13 protein-coding genes are annotated in these 17,283 nt (G+C 38.0%); 8 read left to right on the top strand and 5 right to left on the bottom strand.

Features of this window, described 5'->3' with window-relative positions:
- The 3 genes from IGK96_RS08265 to IGK96_RS08255 are packed head-to-tail and all read left to right on the top strand — an operon-like array spanning nt 1 to nt 6,425.
- On the top strand, nt 1–2,151 hold the full coding sequence (locus tag IGK96_RS08265; protein WP_104846644.1) for a glycoside hydrolase family 3 N-terminal domain-containing protein: 2,151 nt from the start codon (nt 1–3) through the stop codon (nt 2,149–2,151).
- 17 nt (nt 2,152–2,168) lie between these two features.
- Nucleotides 2,169–5,444: a GH36-type glycosyl hydrolase domain-containing protein gene (locus IGK96_RS08260; protein ID WP_438756043.1), complete on the top strand. Its 3,276-nt coding sequence runs from the start codon at nt 2,169–2,171 to the stop codon at nt 5,442–5,444.
- Between the two features lie 15 nt (nt 5,445–5,459).
- The gene (locus tag IGK96_RS08255) at nt 5,460–6,425 is read left to right on the top strand and encodes a LacI family DNA-binding transcriptional regulator (RefSeq protein ID WP_002363772.1); all 966 of its coding nucleotides are present in this window, start codon (nt 5,460–5,462) and stop codon (nt 6,423–6,425) included.
- A gap of 32 nt (nt 6,426–6,457) precedes the next feature.
- On the opposite strand, the gene IGK96_RS08250 is transcribed toward IGK96_RS08255, so the two are convergent.
- Nucleotides 6,458–6,988, bottom strand: a complete 531-nt coding sequence (locus tag IGK96_RS08250; protein WP_002384665.1) for a DUF5067 domain-containing protein — start codon at nt 6,986–6,988, stop codon at nt 6,458–6,460.
- A 270-nt stretch (nt 6,989–7,258) separates the two neighbouring features.
- Nucleotides 7,259–7,972 (bottom strand): GntR family transcriptional regulator, encoded by a 714-nt coding sequence (locus IGK96_RS08245; RefSeq protein WP_002366529.1) that lies wholly within the window; start codon nt 7,970–7,972, stop codon nt 7,259–7,261.
- 242 nt (nt 7,973–8,214) lie between these two features.
- On the opposite strand from IGK96_RS08245, the gene IGK96_RS08240 reads away from it, so the two are divergent.
- The 3 genes from IGK96_RS08240 (at nt 8,215) to IGK96_RS08230 (ending at nt 11,654) form a co-directional block, all read left to right on the top strand.
- On the top strand, nt 8,215–9,648 hold the full coding sequence (locus tag IGK96_RS08240; RefSeq protein ID WP_002371279.1) for a glycoside hydrolase family 1 protein: 1,434 nt from the start codon (nt 8,215–8,217) through the stop codon (nt 9,646–9,648).
- Nucleotides 9,649–9,672: 24 nt separating this feature from the next.
- Entirely contained in the window at nt 9,673–10,722 is a 1,050-nt protein-coding gene (locus IGK96_RS08235) for an oxidoreductase (RefSeq protein WP_010712336.1), read from the top strand.
- A 473-nt stretch (nt 10,723–11,195) separates the two neighbouring features.
- The gene (locus IGK96_RS08230; RefSeq protein ID WP_002357887.1) at nt 11,196–11,654 is read left to right on the top strand and encodes a DUF441 domain-containing protein; all 459 of its coding nucleotides are present in this window, start codon (nt 11,196–11,198) and stop codon (nt 11,652–11,654) included.
- Nucleotides 11,655–11,692: 38 nt separating this feature from the next.
- Here the strand turns inward: IGK96_RS08230 and IGK96_RS08225 are convergent, their stop codons facing one another.
- The 3 genes from IGK96_RS08225 to efbA form a co-directional block, all read right to left on the bottom strand.
- Nucleotides 11,693–12,034, bottom strand: a complete 342-nt coding sequence (locus IGK96_RS08225; RefSeq protein ID WP_002391631.1) for an iron-sulfur cluster biosynthesis family protein — start codon at nt 12,032–12,034, stop codon at nt 11,693–11,695.
- Nucleotides 12,035–12,107: 73 nt separating this feature from the next.
- Nucleotides 12,108–12,371 carry a hypothetical protein gene (locus IGK96_RS08220; RefSeq protein ID WP_002381957.1) on the bottom strand — a complete coding sequence of 88 codons (264 nt, stop codon included), beginning with the start codon at nt 12,369–12,371 and terminating at the stop codon, nt 12,108–12,110.
- A gap of 156 nt (nt 12,372–12,527) precedes the next feature.
- On the bottom strand, nt 12,528–14,240 hold the full coding sequence (efbA, locus tag IGK96_RS08215) for a fibronectin-binding protein EfbA (protein WP_002393195.1): 1,713 nt from the start codon (nt 14,238–14,240) through the stop codon (nt 12,528–12,530).
- A gap of 219 nt (nt 14,241–14,459) precedes the next feature.
- On the opposite strand from efbA, the gene IGK96_RS08210 reads away from it, so the two are divergent.
- A complete protein-coding gene (locus tag IGK96_RS08210) occupies nt 14,460–15,119 on the top strand; it encodes a hypothetical protein (protein ID WP_002419831.1) in 660 nt (219 codons plus the stop codon).
- 1,160 nt (nt 15,120–16,279) lie between these two features.
- Entirely contained in the window at nt 16,280–17,269 is a 990-nt protein-coding gene (gene trpX, locus IGK96_RS08205) for a tryptophan ABC transporter substrate-binding protein (RefSeq protein WP_010715117.1), read from the top strand.
- Nucleotides 17,270–17,283: the final 14 nt, after the last annotated feature.

Here is a 17,283-nt window from a genome sequence, read left to right as displayed (position 1 = left end):
ATGAAAGAAAATCAACTGATTCAATTAGTCGAAGAAATGACAATTGATGAGAAAATTAATCAATTATTACAATTAGCAGCAGCGTTTTATTCAGATAAAGCAGAAGAAAAGACCGGCCCTATGTCAGAGCTAGGACTAAGTCAAGAAACGATTGATACGGCGGGGACAACATTGGGTGTTTCCGGTGCAAATGAAGCAAAACGTGTTCAAAAAGAATATATGCAAAATCATCGATTAAATATTCCAACACTTTTAATGGCGGATATTATTCATGGTTTCAGAACCATCTTTCCGATTCCTTTGGCTTTAGGAAGCACTTGGGATGAAGCAGCGGTTGAAAAAATGGCGGAGATTTCAGCAAAAGAAGCTGCTGTTTCAGGATTACATGTAACCTTTTCGCCAATGGTTGATTTAGTGCGCGATCCACGTTGGGGACGTGTCATGGAGTCAACAGGTGAAGATCCATTACTCAACAGCCGCTTAGCTGCTGCAATGGTTAGAGGTTACCAAGGAGAAAATTTAAAAGAGGACAATTGGCGAGTAGCCGCGTGCGTGAAGCACTTTGCGGCATATGGTGGTGCCTTAGCTGGTCGGGATTATAATACGGTAGATATGTCTGAACGGCAGCTAAGAGAAATGTATTTACCTGGCTATAAAGCTGGATTAGATGCGGGTGCAAAACTTGTCATGACGTCCTTCAATACAGTGGATGGGATTCCTGCTACAGGCAACCAATGGCTGTTTAGAGACGTATTACGAAATGAATTTGGCTTTGAAGGAGTTGTGATTTCAGACTGGGGAGCGATTAAAGAATTAATTCCTCATGGCGTTGCCAAAGATGAAAAACAGGCAGCAGAATTGGCTATCAAAGCTGGTGTAGATATTGAAATGATGACCACGTGTTATCCAGATTATTTAAAAGAATTACTTGAAGAAGGCCGGATTGCTGAAACACTTATTGATGAAGCAGTTATGCGAATTTTAAAACTAAAAAATGAGCTAGGCCTATTTGAAAATCCCTATCGTGGTGCGGATGAACAAGCGGAAGCAGAAGTGATTTTAAGCAAAGAACATCGAGAAATAGCTAAAAAGATTGCTCAAAAATCAATGGTTCTTTTAAAAAATGAAAATATTTTGCCTTTTACACCGCAAGAAAAAATCGCTCTTGTCGGCCCAGGGGCCCAATCACAAGATATTTTAGGGGCTTGGTCATGGCAAGGAAAGAAAGAAGAAGCCATTTCCCTCATGGCTGGGGCCAAAAAATTAACCACAAATCTTCTAGTTGCCCAAGAACCCTTTGATTACTTTGAACCGACCGCGGCGGCCATTGAAGAGGCTCTAACGTTAGCTAGTCAAGCAGATAAAGTAGTAGTGGCACTAGGCGAAACAGATTGGATGAGTGGGGAAGCTGCCAGTCGCAGTGATATTCGTCTACCCGAAAAACAATTAGCAGTAGTGGCACAAATTATTGAGAAAAATCCCAATGTTGTTGTCACGGTCTACAGTGGCCGGCCCTTAGATTTACAAGGGATAGATGTTGCAAAAGGAATTGTGCAAGCTTGGCAACCTGGAACAGAAGGGGGCAATGCGCTAGCAGAAATTTTGTGGGGACAGTACAATCCAAGTGGTCGTTTAAGTATGTCGTTTCCAGAAACGGTTGGTCAAGTGCCAATTTTTTACAATGTCGACAATACTGGGCGCCCTTATGAGTCAGCACCAGAAGAAAAATATGTTTCTAAATATTTAGATGTCTCTAATTACGCTAAATATCCCTTTGGATTTGGCTTAAGTTATAGTCATTTCTCTTATCAACCAATTCAACTAAGTGCATTAACATTTACCAAAGAAGAACCAGTCACGGTCTCTGTTTTAGTAAGAAATGACAGTCCAATCGCTGGAGAGGAAACCGTGCAATTTTATGTACGTGATTTGGTGGGACAAGTGGTTCGCCCAATTAAAGAGTTAAAAGATTTCCAAAAAGTTTGGCTGGAACCAAAGGAAGAAAAAGAAGTTCAGTTTCTTCTTTCAGAGGATATGGTGCGCTATGTTCATTCAGACAATCAGGTAACCAGTGATGCAGGTGAATTTATCGTAATGATTGGTGGAAATAGTCGCGATGTACAAACCGCAACAGTCACGTTAAATGAATAAGATGGGAAGGATAAGTTATGCAGATAAAGAAGCTTAAGCAAGCAGACACAGTCGCTACATTTCTAGAGACAGGTGATTTAAAAGAATTGAGTAGCTGTGGCATGATGATTAATCAATTAGAAGGTAATCCTTTAGACGGCAGTATGAACCAACTCTATTTGCGGATAATTACAGGGGACACAATTAATTATCGACCAATGATTGGTTCCAACAGTCAAAGTGATTTTTATCTTTCAGATAACCAATTGACGTGGCGGGGCGAATTTGAAGCGGTTCGTTACCAAGTTGACTTTCGTTTGGGACCAAGCAATCAATGGTTCTGGCGGGTTAATGTCACTGGAACTGGTTTAGTAGATATTGTTTATGGTCAAGATATTGGCTTAGCGACAAAAGGAGCTGTTCAGTCAAATGAAGCGTATGTGTCGCAGTATCTTGATCATCACATTTGGCAAGAGGGCGAAGAGCTTGTTGTTTTATCAAGACAAAATCAACCGCAAAATGAGAAGTTTCCAGCCCTTATTCAAGGGAGTTTTCAAAAATTAGCAGGCTACTCAACGGACGGCTATCAATTTTTCGGACGTTCATTTAAACAAACAAACACACCAGAAGCATTGGGAAAAAGATATTTAGCAAATGAAGTCTATCAATATGAATTTGCTTACACCGCTTTACAAACGGAAGCCGTCCAATTAACGAATGAAAGTAAGGAATTTGTTTTTTATGGTGCGGTAACAGAAACACATCCGCAAGCATTAGCTGAACCTTTTTTATCGAAAGAAGACTTACAAGCTATTTATGAAACTGTGACATTCGATTCATTAGAAGAAACACAGGACTTTCCTCCGAAACTTTTAGGAGAACCTATCACAGGAAATCCATTAACAGAAGAAGAGTTGGCTGCACTTTATCCCATTCAGACACAAATTGAAAAAGTAGCAGGTCAGACGTATTCCTTTTTCACGGAAAATTACCATCACGTTGTTCTTCAAGAAAAAGAAATTGCCATGGAAAGAGCGCATGGCCACATTTTATTAAGTGGTAAAGGCTTAACGGTTGACGAACCTTTGCTTAGTACGACAGTGTATATGTATGGCATTTTCAATTCACAAGTAGTTTTAGGAAATACGACCATGAACAAATTAATGAGTAATAGCCGAAACGCTTTAAACGTTATGAAACGCTCTGGTCAACGAATCTACATTTTAGAGAATGGCTTATGGCGCTTACTAACAATGCCTTCTGCTTTTGAAATGGGGTTGAACTCTGCTACGTGGTATTATAAGTTGCCAAAGGATACAATTCGAGTACGCACCTTCACTTCGCCTGATTCAAGAGTGATTCAATTGGAAGTGACCAGTCAAAAGGATGCATATATGTGGGCTGTTTCTAACCATTTGTTATTAGGACCTGAAGAAGTCCCAACCTATCAATTAGAACAAACTGGCAAAACACTTCGAGTGACGGGAAATCATTCTGCTACAGAAAATTATTACCCAGAACTAACCTATGCATTGACAGTTGATAAATCATTTCAAGTAACCGATAGCACATTATTTGGTGGAGCTGAAGCAGACTTATTAGTCTTGGCAATCGAAAAGACCCAAAAATTTTCACTACTTATTACGGGCAGTATAGAGGACCAAGCATTAGTCAATACACCATTAGATTTTGAAAAAGCAGAAAGTCAATATTTAGCATTCATTAATGGCTTGTTACATCATTTTGAGTTAACACACACAGACTCAAGTGTGCAGCAAATGAATCAATTAACTCGTTGGTATACTCATAATATGCTCGTTCATTATTTGTCGCCACATGGCTTAGAACAGTATGGTGGAGCAGCTTGGGGCACACGAGATGTGTCGCAAGGACCGACAGAATTTTTCTTTGCGACGCAACAGCCTAAGATCGTGGCCTCCATTATTCAGCATCTATTTGAAAATCAATTTGAGGACGATGGCAACTGGCCGCAATGGTTTATGTTTGACCGATACGAAGAACAAAAAGCCAGTGAAAGCCATGGCGATATTATCGTCTGGCCATTGAAAGTAGTGACTGATTATTTGGAACAAACCGCAGATTATTCAATCTTAGCTACGGAAATCCCTTATACAAGTCGCAAAGATAATCACAAAACAAAAGAAACAGCATCTTTATTTGAACATTTGAAAAAAGAAATAAATTATATTGAACAACATTTTTTACCAGAAACTTTTCTATCCTGTTACGGTGACGGCGATTGGGATGACACGTTACAACCTTATGATAATCGTCTTAAAGAGCAAATGGCTAGTAGTTGGACCGTTGCCTTAACGTATCAAGTGTTGAAAAAATTTGCGGCTTTAATTACGGAAATCGATGCTACTTATAGTCAGTACTTAACAATTTTAGTCGCAGGAATAAAGAACGATTTTCAAAAATATATGTTGGCGGATGAAACGATTCCAGGGTTTATTTATATGGAAACGCCAGAAACTTTTGAACAAATGATTCACCCAAATGACCAAAAAACAGGGATTCAATATCGATTATTGCCAATGACTCGTAGTATGTTAGCTGAATTATTAACACCGGAACAAGTAAGTCATCATTTAGAAATTATTGAAAAAGAATTAACGTTTCCTGATGGCGTGCGTTTAATGAACAAACCAGCGAACTATCGAGGCGGTGTGAGCACTAATTTTAAACGAGCAGAACAGGCGGCTAATTTTGGTCGCGAAATTGGTTTACAGTATGTTCATGCGCACATTCGCTATACAGAAGCGATGGCGAAAATTGGTCAGCGAGACAAAACCTGGCAAGCATTAATGCAAATCAATCCAGTTCAATTAAAAGAAGTGGTTCACAATGCAGAGTTACGCCAAGCCAATGCCTATTTTAGTAGTTCCGATGGCGATTTTAAAACAAGGTATGAATCACAAGAAAATTTTGGTAAACTAAAAGATGGAAGTATTGGGGTAAAAGGTGGCTGGCGAATTTATTCAAGCGGGCCGGGAATTTATTTAAATCAATTAATTACAGCTGTTTTAGGGATTCGGCAAAAGGCCCAAAGTGTGGTTTTCGATCCCGTGTTACCAGAAAAATTGTCTGGTTTAGCACTAACTTACCAATTGTTTGATAAACCTGTCACATATAAATTTTATCCAAATCAGTCAGCGAAAATAGTTATTGATGGTCAAGAGGTTCCGTTTAAGTTTGAAGAAAACCCTTATCGAGAAGGGGGAATGGAAGTTCAAAAAGACGAGGTGCTTTCATTATTAAATGAAGCAAGTGTTATTGAAATTTACCATTAGAAAGGAGAGTAGTCCATGGTAGGAATTAAAGATATTGCAAAAAAAGCAGGCGTATCAATCTCGACCGTTTCTTACGCATTGAATGGGAGTTCAAAGGTAACTGAAGAAACACGAACGCGCATCCAAGCAATTGCTGAAGAGCTAAACTATGTTCCTAACATGGCCGCTCGCACATTAAAACGTCGTCAAACCAATATTATTGGTGTCTATTTGGCCGATTATGGCGGTAGTTTTTATGGTGAATTGTTGGAGGGAATTAAGAAAGGCTTAGCACTGTTTGATTATGAGATGATTGTCTGCAGCGGTAAAAAGTCACATCTTTTCATTCCTGAAAAAATGGTGGATGGGGCAATTATTTTAGATTGGACATTTCCAACAAAAGAAATTGAAAAGTTTGCTGAACGAGGCCATTCAATCGTTGTCCTTGATCGAACCACTGAGCATAGGAATATTCGGCAAGTTCTCTTGGATAATCGTGGCGGTGCCACGCAGGCAATTGAGCAATTTGTCAATGTGGGTTCAAAAAAAGTTCTTCTGCTTTCTGGACCAGAAAAAGGTTATGATAGCCAAGAAAGATTGGCTGTTAGTACACGAGAATTAACTCGTTTTGGGATACCTTATGAAATTATCCAAGGCGATTTTACCGAACCTTCTGGCTATGCGGCTGCTAAAAAAATTTTGAGTCAACCACAGACAGAACCAGTCGATGTTTTTGCTTTTAATGATGAAATGGCGATCGGTGTCTATAAATATGTTGCAGAAACAAATTACCAAATGGGGAAAGACATTCGGATTATTGGTTTTGATAATTCTGAACTAGGTGCGTTTGTGCAACCGCGATTAGCAACAATTGCCTATTCTAAACATCGATGGGGCATGGTGGCTGCAGAGAAAATTATTCATTTAATGCGGGGAGAAGCTGCTGAGAGCGAACACATTTACACACGTTTTATAGAAGGAGAATCTTTTCCGTCTGAATAATAAATAAAAAGTTTGGTCCAATGCTAGCTAAGCTAGCGGACCAAACTTTTTTCTGTAATGGTAATTTCTTCTGATGCAATGGGTTCATCCAGACTGAGAAGGCGATCTCTAAATTTAAAATGGACCGGCTTGTTCTCATTAATAAATTCATACGGGTAAGCACCTTGGATTGTTTCACCAGGATTGATTTCATCTGCTAAACGATCTAATTTGTCTTGGAAAGGTGAATCTGTTAAGACTGCATATTGTAAATTTTGGGCTTTTCCGTGGACAGTTTGACTAACTTCCATAAAACTTTGAATCATTAGCTGAATATTTTGTGTTTTTTCGGTTGTATTGGTTAATTCAAACAGGACATAAAACATTGGTTTGCCTTGATAATCTTTTCCTTTATGCAAGGCAGTTAAGGCTAAACGACCATCTGGAACCAACAATGTTCGATTTTCATACGTCCCAATACTTGTCGCCAACACTTCATCAGGTGCGGGCGCACTTTGACTTGCTGGGCTGCCACTTACAGTTGAACAAGCACTTAATAAGGTACTTAGAACGAGTAAGCTCATTAAAATGTAGGGTTTCCTCATATAAAGTCCTCACTTTGGTTGATTGACTATGTAAAAAACAAATTGCTTGTATCTATATAAAAAAGAGTGCTACAAGCAATATTTTAATCGTAGTTCTAGTAAATAGCAATACTTTTATCAAAATTCATGTTTGGAAATATAATTTGAAAAATATTTTTAACTAACAGAAAAACATTTCTAACAAAAAGTATTGGCTCAAAGTAAAGAGATCGTTTTGTTAGAAATGAGAAATGGCAACATAAAAGTTTTCTATTTTTCTGCAATTAAGACAGTTTCAAAAGTGAATTCACTAGGAATATGATTCGCAATTGAGTATTCAAAAATATGTCCATTGCCTAGGTAAGCAATTTGTTCTGCACGCATCAGGAAATCATTATCGGTTAAGTTTAAATATTTTTTTTCCAACGCAGAAGGACGGATCCCAGAAATGCTGACCCGCGCACTTTGAATTTTTTGATGCAATTGTTCCGAAATATATTGATAAATGGAGACTTTCAATTCTTTCATTGTCAAGTTCGGAATTAAAGCAACGGGCATCCAAGTGTATTCAATAATTGAGGGCACATCTTCGATAATCCGTAAACGAATAATTTTGTAGACTAACTCTTCTTCTGTAATACTTAATTTTTCAGTCACCCAAGGCTCAGGTACTTCTGTTGCAAAGCCTAAAACCACGGATTCAACTTTTCCATCGTAGGTTGAGTAAGTGCCGGTTAACGGAGAAAATTTAGTAATGGTTCGATTTTGAAAGTCTTGAACAAAGCTGCCCGAGCCACGTCGTCTGACAACATAACCTTCTTGCACAAGCAAATGTAAGGCTTTTGTAATGGTTAGTTCGCTGACCTGATATTTTTCTGCAAGAAGACGACCTTGGGGTAACTTTTGATTAATGGGATAAACACCTGCTTCAATATCCTGTTTTATAGCTGCATAAATTTCTTTATAACGTGTATTTGTCCGCATCAGAGTCCTCCTTTATCACCAGTATTTCTCTCATTATACCATGAATTTAACATGTTAAAACTATATATTTATTTTTAACGTAACCACTTAATAATCAAGTACTTAAATAAAAGTAGTTGACTTATTCTTTTTAAAACTATATAGTTTTAAAAGTAAACAGAAGAACTTATTGATCTGATTGGTACTTTTTGTGAAAACCTTTTACAATAAAAGGGCAGCACAGAAAAGAGGGAGGTATGACAATGGAACATCACCAACTAAAAGCATTTCCGCAAGATTTTTTATGGGGCTCTGCTTCGGCAGCTTATCAAGTAGAAGGTGCTTGGAATGAAGACGGCAAAGGCGCCTCTGTTTGGGATGAATTTGTTCGGCTACCAGGAAAAACGTTCAAAGAGACAACTGGTGATTTAGCCGTCGATCATTATCATCGTTTCAAAGAAGATGTGGCTTTAATGAAACAACAAGGTTTAAAAGCATATCGTTTCTCGATTGCATGGACACGAATTTTACCTGAAGGACGTGGTCAAGTAAATCAAGCGGGACTGAAATTTTATTCAGATTTAATTGATGAGTTATTAGCGGCAGGAATTGAACCAATGGTAACTTTGTATCATTGGGATTTGCCAGCTGTTTTGCAAAAAGAATATGGTGGCTGGGAATCAAGAAAAATTATTGATGATTTTGTGGCCTATGCGAAGATTTTATTTGACGCTTTCCGTGGCAAAGTTCGCTATTGGATTAGTTTAAATGAACAAAATGTGTTTACTTCGTTAGGTTATCAATTAGCCGTGCATCCTCCCGGCGTAACAGATAATAAACGGATGTATGAGGCCAATCATATTGCTAATTTAGCCAATGCAGCAGTGATTAATGCGTTTCATGAATTAGAAATGCCTGGCAAAATTGGCCCTAGCTTTGCTTATACGCCTGTTTATGCCGTTGATGCGCATCCTGCCAATGTTTTGGCGGCAGAAAATGCAGAAGATTTGTTGTCGCATTTTTGGTTGGATGTCTATCTTTGGGGAGAATACCCAATTGCCGCATTAAATTACTTAAAGGAGCAAGGTGTGGCCCCAACGATAAAAGAGGGCGATTTAGCGTTACTACGTTCAGCCAAACCTGATTTTCTAGGTATTAATTATTATCGGACGGATACGGTTGCTGCTAATCCATTAGATGGCGTCGGAATAGGGAAGATGAATACAACGGGTGAAAAGGGTTCTGAAACGGAATCTGGGGTACCGGGTTTATTTAAAAAAGTAAATAATCCATATGTTGAACGGACGAACTGGGATTGGGCCATTGACCCGCAAGGTTTGAGAATTGCCTTACGACGATTAGCTAGTCGCTATCAAGTGCCTATTTTAATTACTGAAAATGGGTTAGGCGAATATGATACCTTAACAGAAGATAAACAAATTCACGATACGTATCGCATTGATTATTTGCGAAGCCATATCCAAGCGATTCAAGAGGCGATTACGGATGGCGTTTCAGTTATTGGTTATTGTACATGGAGTTACACCGATTTACTGTCGTGGCTTAACGGCTATCAAAAGCGTTATGGTTTTGTCTATGTGGATCAAGATGAAACACAAAAAGGTTCCTTAGAAAGAATCCCGAAAGACAGTTATTATTGGTATCAAAAAGTCATTGAAACAAATGGACTTATCTAATTATAAGAAAAGAGTGTGGAAAATATGACAGTAAAAATGGGGTTTATTGGATTTGGTAAAAGTGCCAATCGTTACCATTTACCTTACGTAATGATTCGAGAAACACTAGAAGTGAAAACAATTTTCGATTTACATGTTAATGAAAAAGCAGCAGCGCCCTTTAAAGAAAAAGGCGTAAATTTTACCACTGACCTTAATGAATTATTGACGGATCCAGAAATTGAATTGATCACAATCTGTACGCCTGCGCATACACATTATGATTTAGCCAAACAAGCCATTTTAGCTGGTAAATCAGTGATTGTGGAAAAACCATTTTGTGATACGTTAGAACATGCAGAGGAATTATTTGCTTTAGGGCAAGAAAAAGGGGTAGTAGTGATGCCTTATCAAAATCGACGTTTCGACGGCGATTACCTAGCGATGAAGCAAGTAGTGGAGCAAGGCTTTTTAGGAGAAATCAATGAAGTGGAAACACATATTGATTATTATCGACCAGGAAGTATCACGGAACAAGGACCTAAAGAAAATGGTTCGTTTTACGGACTAGGCATTCATTTAATGGATCGCATGATTGCTCTTTTCGGGCGTCCAGATCAAGTCACTTATGATATTCGTAATAATGAAGTGAGCGAGGCAGTTGATAATTATTTTGACGTTGATTTACATTATGGTTCAAAATTAAAAGTAAAAGTTAAAACGAATCATTCTGTCGCTAGTCCGTATCCACGTTTTATTGTTCATGGCAGCAATGGCTCGTTCATCAAATATGGCGAAGATCAACAAGAAAATGATTTAAAAGCCGGAATCATGCCAGATGCACCAGGCTTTGGAGAAGATTCACCAATGTATTATGGAGAAGTGACCTACCGTAATGGCAATGGCGACTGGATTAAAAAACAAATTAAAACGCCTGTAGGTGATTACGGTCGTTATTATGATGCCGTCTATGAAACGTTGAAAAATGGTGCACCTCAACTAGTAACTAAAGAGCAAGCATTAACTAACATCGAAATTTTAGAAGCAGGTTTTCTTAACCCAAGTCCAAGTGTTTATCGTTTGAAAGAAAACTAAAGCGTGTTTAAATGACTTGAAAAGCGCCTGCCCCACAGTCCAGACAACTGTGGGACAGGCGCTTTTATTTATAAAGAGTTGTGAATTTTAATATAAGAAACGTATATTGTTAGTAAAAATAAAAAAAGGAAAGACATCTTAGTAGCACTACTTCCCCAAGAATTGCTACTAAAATGTCTTTTGTGATGCTCGCTCAATTGAAGAGCCTTAAATAGGATATCGAATATCCAGTATAAATGCAAGTAAACTACTTTATAGTTAATATTAGTATACTTCATAAAATAATTTTTCAAAGAGAAAAAGGCTTGTTATGAGAAAAAATTAATTTTTAACTCGTTTTTTCTAAGCAAGATTCGGGTGAAAAAGACAATAATTACTGAAGCTGAATGGTAATTAAAGAGGTTCTTTGCTAAAATAGGAAAGACAAGAAAGTTTGGTTAACGAAAGAACCAAATCAGAAAGGAGGACAACCAGTGGAAAGTTGGCTTTTTTTACTACTGATTGCCTTGATTGCGTTTGTTGCAAAAAATCAAAGTTTATTAATTGCGTCAGTTGTTGTGCTTGCTTTAAAAGCTTTACCAAATAGTGCGAAAATCATGTCGTGGTTGTCAGATAAAGGCATTAATTTAGGCGTCACAATTATTTCAATTACCATTTTAGTCCCGATTGCTACAGGACAAATTGGCTTAAAGGATTTAATTCAATCATTCAAAACACCGATGGGATGGCTGGGGATACTTTGTGGAATTCTGGTGGCTGTTTTATCCTCAAAAGGAGTAGGTTTAATTAATCAATCGCCTGAGATTACGGTGGCCTTAGTTTTTGGAACGATTCTTGGCGTCGTTTTTTTAAAAGGAATTGCAGCTGGTCCGATTATTGCATCGGGCATGATGTACGTAATCATTACTACCTTTCAAGCCTTTCAACACTAAAAAAGCAAACAAAACGCGTAAACGTTTTGTTTGCTTTTTTAGTGTTGATAAATGTCCACATTACTATCTAATATGCCACTTTCATTTTTTAAAGTAATGGTTCCCGCATTCGGATGAATCACTAGCTGTAAATGCCCTGTTAAAAACATTTGGTCATACGTTGAAGTATAGACGTGAAAAGAATCATTAGCAATTGTTTCGGTATAAGGCGCTTCTGCTTGATCAACAGGAACGATAATGAAACGATCGCCAATCATACAACAACCTTCTGCGGAAGAATAAGGATTAGAGCCGTCATTTGCTACCAACAAGAAGGTGTTCGTTTCAGTTAAGAAAGGGGCTAAACGTTGTTTTACTTCTTCAGAAATAGTCAGAGACATTTGCCTCACTCCTTTAAATAGTATGTAAAAGGAAGAGGGTAGCTTGTCGCTATGCCGCTCTTCAAAGGTTTTGTTATTTGCTTGTTTCTTTACTGCTTTTTTTGAAAAGAGCAATAGAAAAGGCGACAACTAAGACAACTGTTGCAGCTAAAACAAATGGATTTTTTGTTGCTGATGTGAACCCTAGGACTGTTGAACCAATCGCACCTACGTAAGATAAAATAATCGCTGCTTTCTTTGGTGTTGAAAGTTCTGTAAAGCTATCGCGGAAGGCGACACCTAAACCTAAAGCGCCAATAAAGGCAAACATCCCAAAAATAATGTGTAAAAAGACCATGAATTTCACCTCCAACAGTCAGTATAGAGAGAAATAGCTAGTTTGTAAACTAATTGAGCTTACTTGTGTTATTTATCACTTGATAAATGTTTTTGCCAATGCAAAAAAAACAACGCACGATCAATCAGCAGTACGTTGTTTTTTAGTTTAATATAATTAGGAAGCAGAAGCCTTATTTTGCTGGATTTTTTTGATTGATTCTTCTGTTGGCGTCACATATAACGTTCGTTGGTTTTCATAAATCACATAACCTGGTTTTGCTCCATTGGGTTTATGCACATGTTTTACTTGGACATAGTCAACAGGCACTTGTGAAGAAAGTCGATATTTTGAAAAATAAGCTGCTAGAAGTGCGGCTTCAGTAAGGGTTTCTTCGCTAGGATGTGCGTCACGAATAATTACATGAGATCCAGGAATATCTTTGGCATGGAGCCAATAATCAGTTTTTTTAGCGGTTCGTAAAGTCAATTGATCATTTTGCAAATTGTTTTTTCCAACGAGAATAGGTGTGCTATCTGTGGCATAAAAAAGATCGGGTTGGCTTTTTTTCGGCTGTTTTTGTTTTTTATTTTTTTTACGTTTTAAATAGCCTTGCTCAATCAGTTCTTCACGAATCACTTCAATGTCCATTGGTGTCGCAATTTCAAGTTGTGCCACAACTGACTCTAAATAAGAAATTTCTTGTTGCGTTTGCTGAATTTGTGTCTTAACAACTCGGACAGCATTTTTCAATTTTTGATATTTTTGAAAATATTTTTGTGCATTTTGATTAGGTGAAAGTGCAGGATTTAGCGAGATACGCAACGGTGCATTTTCTTCATAATAATTTGGTAATTCCACCTCGGTGGCTCCTTTTGGGACTTGTGCCATGAAGGTTGTTAATAGTTCTCCGTCGCGACGGTAATTTTCAGCGTTTTCTGTATCGGCTAAGGTTTGTTGTAATTTTTTAAGTTTCTTTTGATTTCTTTTTAGTTCATTTTCAATTTTGCGAATTAGTTCGCCGCCTTGTTGTTTGACACGGTCTTTCTCTGCTTTACCAGAATAAAAGGCATCTAGTAATTCACTGAGTGTCGGATACGTTGTTTGTTCACCAACTAATGATTGATAAGGAATGGGCGTAAAATATTCTTTTTTTTCAGTGACGGTTAATGTCGGTACAACAGCTTCAGTGACTGAGGACCAAAATTCCGTCCAGATGGCCATTTTTTCATTTGGTTGTGCAAGTAAACGGGCACTTAATTCGTCTGCTGTATCTTTGCCTAGACCTTGGAAATGTTGTTGTAAATAGCGTCCGTTTAATTCAGGAGCTGTAGAAAGAAGCGCAAAGACTTCTTCTTTTGAGGCCGTGAGCGGATTAAGTCCCATTGGTTTTGGCGGTTCAATATAAGTTGCTCCAGGAAGCAACGAACGATAACTATTTTGGCTCATTCCAATGTGTTTTATCGCATCTAAGATTTTTCCAGAAGATTGGTTAACTAAAACGATTGTACTGTGACGTCCCATTAATTCAACAATCAAAACAATATTTTGTAAGTCACCTAGTTCATCTCTTTTTGAAAAGGTGAAGTGAATCACGCGATCATTTTCTATTTGTTGAATCGTTTCTAAAATGGCACCGTCCAGAAATTTTCGTAACATCATCACAAAATTAGGAGGTGTTTCTGGATTGCTATAGGTAATTGTAGATAGTTGTATGCGCGCATAACTAGGATGTGCTGATAATAATAATTTATGGTTTTTACCTTTCGCACGAATGACTAAAACGACTTCGTTTTCATAAGGTTGATGGATTTTTGAAATCCGGCCACTTACGAGTGTTTCTGTCAACTCATGAACCATGCTATGAGTAAATACGCCATCAAATGACATAATAAATCCCTCGTTTCTTTCCGACTAATAGCTTTATTATAGCGGAGTTTTTGAATTTAAGAAAGAAGCTTGTTAAAAAGGAGTTGGGTTTTCCTTAGAAAGCTGGGGAAGTTTGCTGGTTTTTTTAGTAATTAAAGCGCAAGGGTAGGCAAGAAAGAAAATGATTAGTATAATAGATAAGAACTAAAAGCGAGGAGCGATTAGAAGTTGAATAATTTTATGGAAGAACTAAAAGAGGCATTTTATGAATTAAGACAAAGAAAACTGTTAATGATTACCGCTATTGTAGCATTAGTATTAATAATTGGCTCAATCATTTTTATTCCAACGATGCAGAAAAATATTCGAGCTGCTCAAGTTGAATCGTTAGTCGCAGGACCCATCAAATCAGAGAAAGTCAGTGTCTTAGATTACAAAACAGCAGATAAGAAAATCCAAGAAACAGGAGCCATGTCAGTCATGTTTGCTAAACCATCTGGCAAGCAATACGATCAAATGGTGAAGCTGTTTAATTCAGATAAAATGAATGAATTTCATCGTTCGCTGTATATCTATCCGTTAATTTATAATGCTGGCAAAGCACAAGAGCAATACAATGTTAGCGGCGATGAGATTACGCTTGTTTTCTTTGAAAATGGCAAAGAAAAGACACGGACGGTTGTCGAAAAATCTATGGATTTAAAAACACAATTAATACCAGAATTAAATCGATTACCGATGGCTGGCGTTTTGAAAGACCAACAAAAGGCAGCCCAAGAAGCTGAAAAAGAAGCAGCAAAGAACGCTGAAACACAGACGACGACCAGCACGACTGGCGTTGCTCAATCTACTGAAACGACGACAGAAAGCACTGATACAGTACCAGAAACTGGTGAATAATAGCTAGCTATGTTAAACTTAGATTGTAGAAAGTTTTAAGGAATTAGAAAGAGGGGATTTTCGATGGCATTAGTAATTTCAATGACGATTTTAGTAAGTTTATGGCTGATTCAATCGCAAAAACAAGCAGTTAAAGTTCCCGTGAAAATTGAAAGAAACCGAAACAATTAAGTGGTAAATATGCTGAAATAAAGAAAAACGAGCCTCTCATAAGAGTGGCTCGTTTTTTAGAAGTAAAAGAAATGCAAGAAAATAAAAACTTTTTCTTGACGAACAAAATCAATATAGTGTAGACTACCTTTAACAACATAACTAGGAGGGGAAATACATGACACAATTATCTAACGTAAAAGAAATGCACCAATCATGGCAAAACTGGCGTAGATAGTTGTATGTATGATTCTTTCATAGATACAACTTTAGAAGACTTATTCTAAAAAGTGTATCTATGCTGGTTATATTCAAGAAGAAAAAACGACCACATAGAGGATCCATCTATGTGGTTTTTGTTTTGCATAAAAACAACGACCACTCCTAAACACTTAGGATAAGTCGTTGTTTTTTTGCTACGAATCACTACGATTGGCACGAAGTGACAGAGTAGATGATGAGTAGCACAAGGTGAGCGAAGAGAACGTTGTCCCATTCGTACAATCACTACGATTGGCACGAAGTGACAGAGTAGATGCAGGCTGCGTATACTCGCCGCAGTTTGGCCTTTAAGAGTGATGAGTAGCACAAGGTGAACGAAGAGAACGTTGTCCCAATCGTAGAAAAGTGCTCCTGCGATTCTCACCAAAGTTGCGATCCTCGTCGCAGTTAAATCCTGACAAGCACTACGATTGGCACGAAGTGACAGAGTAGATGCAGGCTGCGCATACTCGCCGCAGTTTGGCCTTCAAGAGTGATGAGTAGTACAAGGTGAGGGAAGAGAACGTTGTCACAATCGTAAAAAAAGTGCTCCTGCGATTCTCACCAAAGTTGCAATCCTCGTCGCAGCTAAATCCTGACATTTGTAAAAAAGTGTTCCTAGGATTTTGACTAAGTAGAGGATTACGAATCTCAGTTTCACTTTCAACGGAAGAAACGCCCTATAGATAATGGTTTTATTATTAAAAAGAAAAAGTTGCCAAACAAAAGGGCAGTTAGGAGAATGCAAAATGAAAAATAAACGTTTAACGTTTGTCGTGTCTTTATTAGCTATTTATTTAATTGGTGCTTTTTTTGTGAATCAAAAAGTGACGAATTCAAAGAAAGAAACCGTTACTGTAGGGGTTTTGCAGTTTGTCAGTCACCCCGCATTGGACGAAATTTATAAAGGTGTCGAAGAAGGGTTAAAGGAAAATGGCTATGACAAAGGCAAAAACTTAGAAATTATTTTTCAAAATGGTCAAGCCGACCAGAGTAAGTTAGCAATCATGAGTCAACAATTAGTACAAAAAAAGGCAGACGTTTTAATTGGTATCGCCACGCCAGCTGCGCAAGCGTTAGCCAACACTACCCAAGAAATCCCAATCATTTTAGGCGCCATTACGGACCCTGTTAGTGCTGGATTGGTGAAAGACAATCAAAAGCCAGGCGGTAACATCACGGGTGTTAGTGATCAATCACCTTTGTCAGCCCAGATGGATTTACTAAAAGAATTGGTACCAGCTGCCAAAAAAATAGGTATTCTCTATGCTTCCTCAGAAGAAAACTCTCGATACCAAGTAGCTGAAGCGCAGAAAGCAGCTGAAGACAAAGGATTGACAGTGAAAACATATGCTGTGCCATCAAGTAATGAAATTGCACAAACGGTTCAAGTAATGACTAAGGAAACAGATGTGATTTATATACCAACTGATAATACGATTGCTAACGCCATGCAAACGGTAGTTGGAGAAGCAAATCGAACCAAGACGCCGATTATTCCTTCGGTGGATACAATGGTAGAACAAGGCGGTTTAGCAACTGTTGGGATTAATCAACATGCGTTGGGGGTACAAGCCGGCAAAATGGCAGCAGAGGTTCTGTCTGGGAAAAGTCAACCAGCAACTACACCCATTTATACCTTTAATACAGGAGACACAATTATCAATGAAAAACAAGCTCAAAAGTTAGGAATTACGATTCCCGCAGAGCTAGCAAAAAAATCGAAATTGATTAACTAATTATCAAAGAAAGT

Source organism: Enterococcus sp. DIV0682, assembly GCF_051712685.1.
Classification (GTDB): Bacteria; Bacillota; Bacilli; order Lactobacillales; family Enterococcaceae; genus Enterococcus; species Enterococcus faecalis.
The sequence above is the reverse complement of the archived record's forward strand: the minus strand, read 5'-3'. Positions and strand labels throughout refer to the sequence as shown.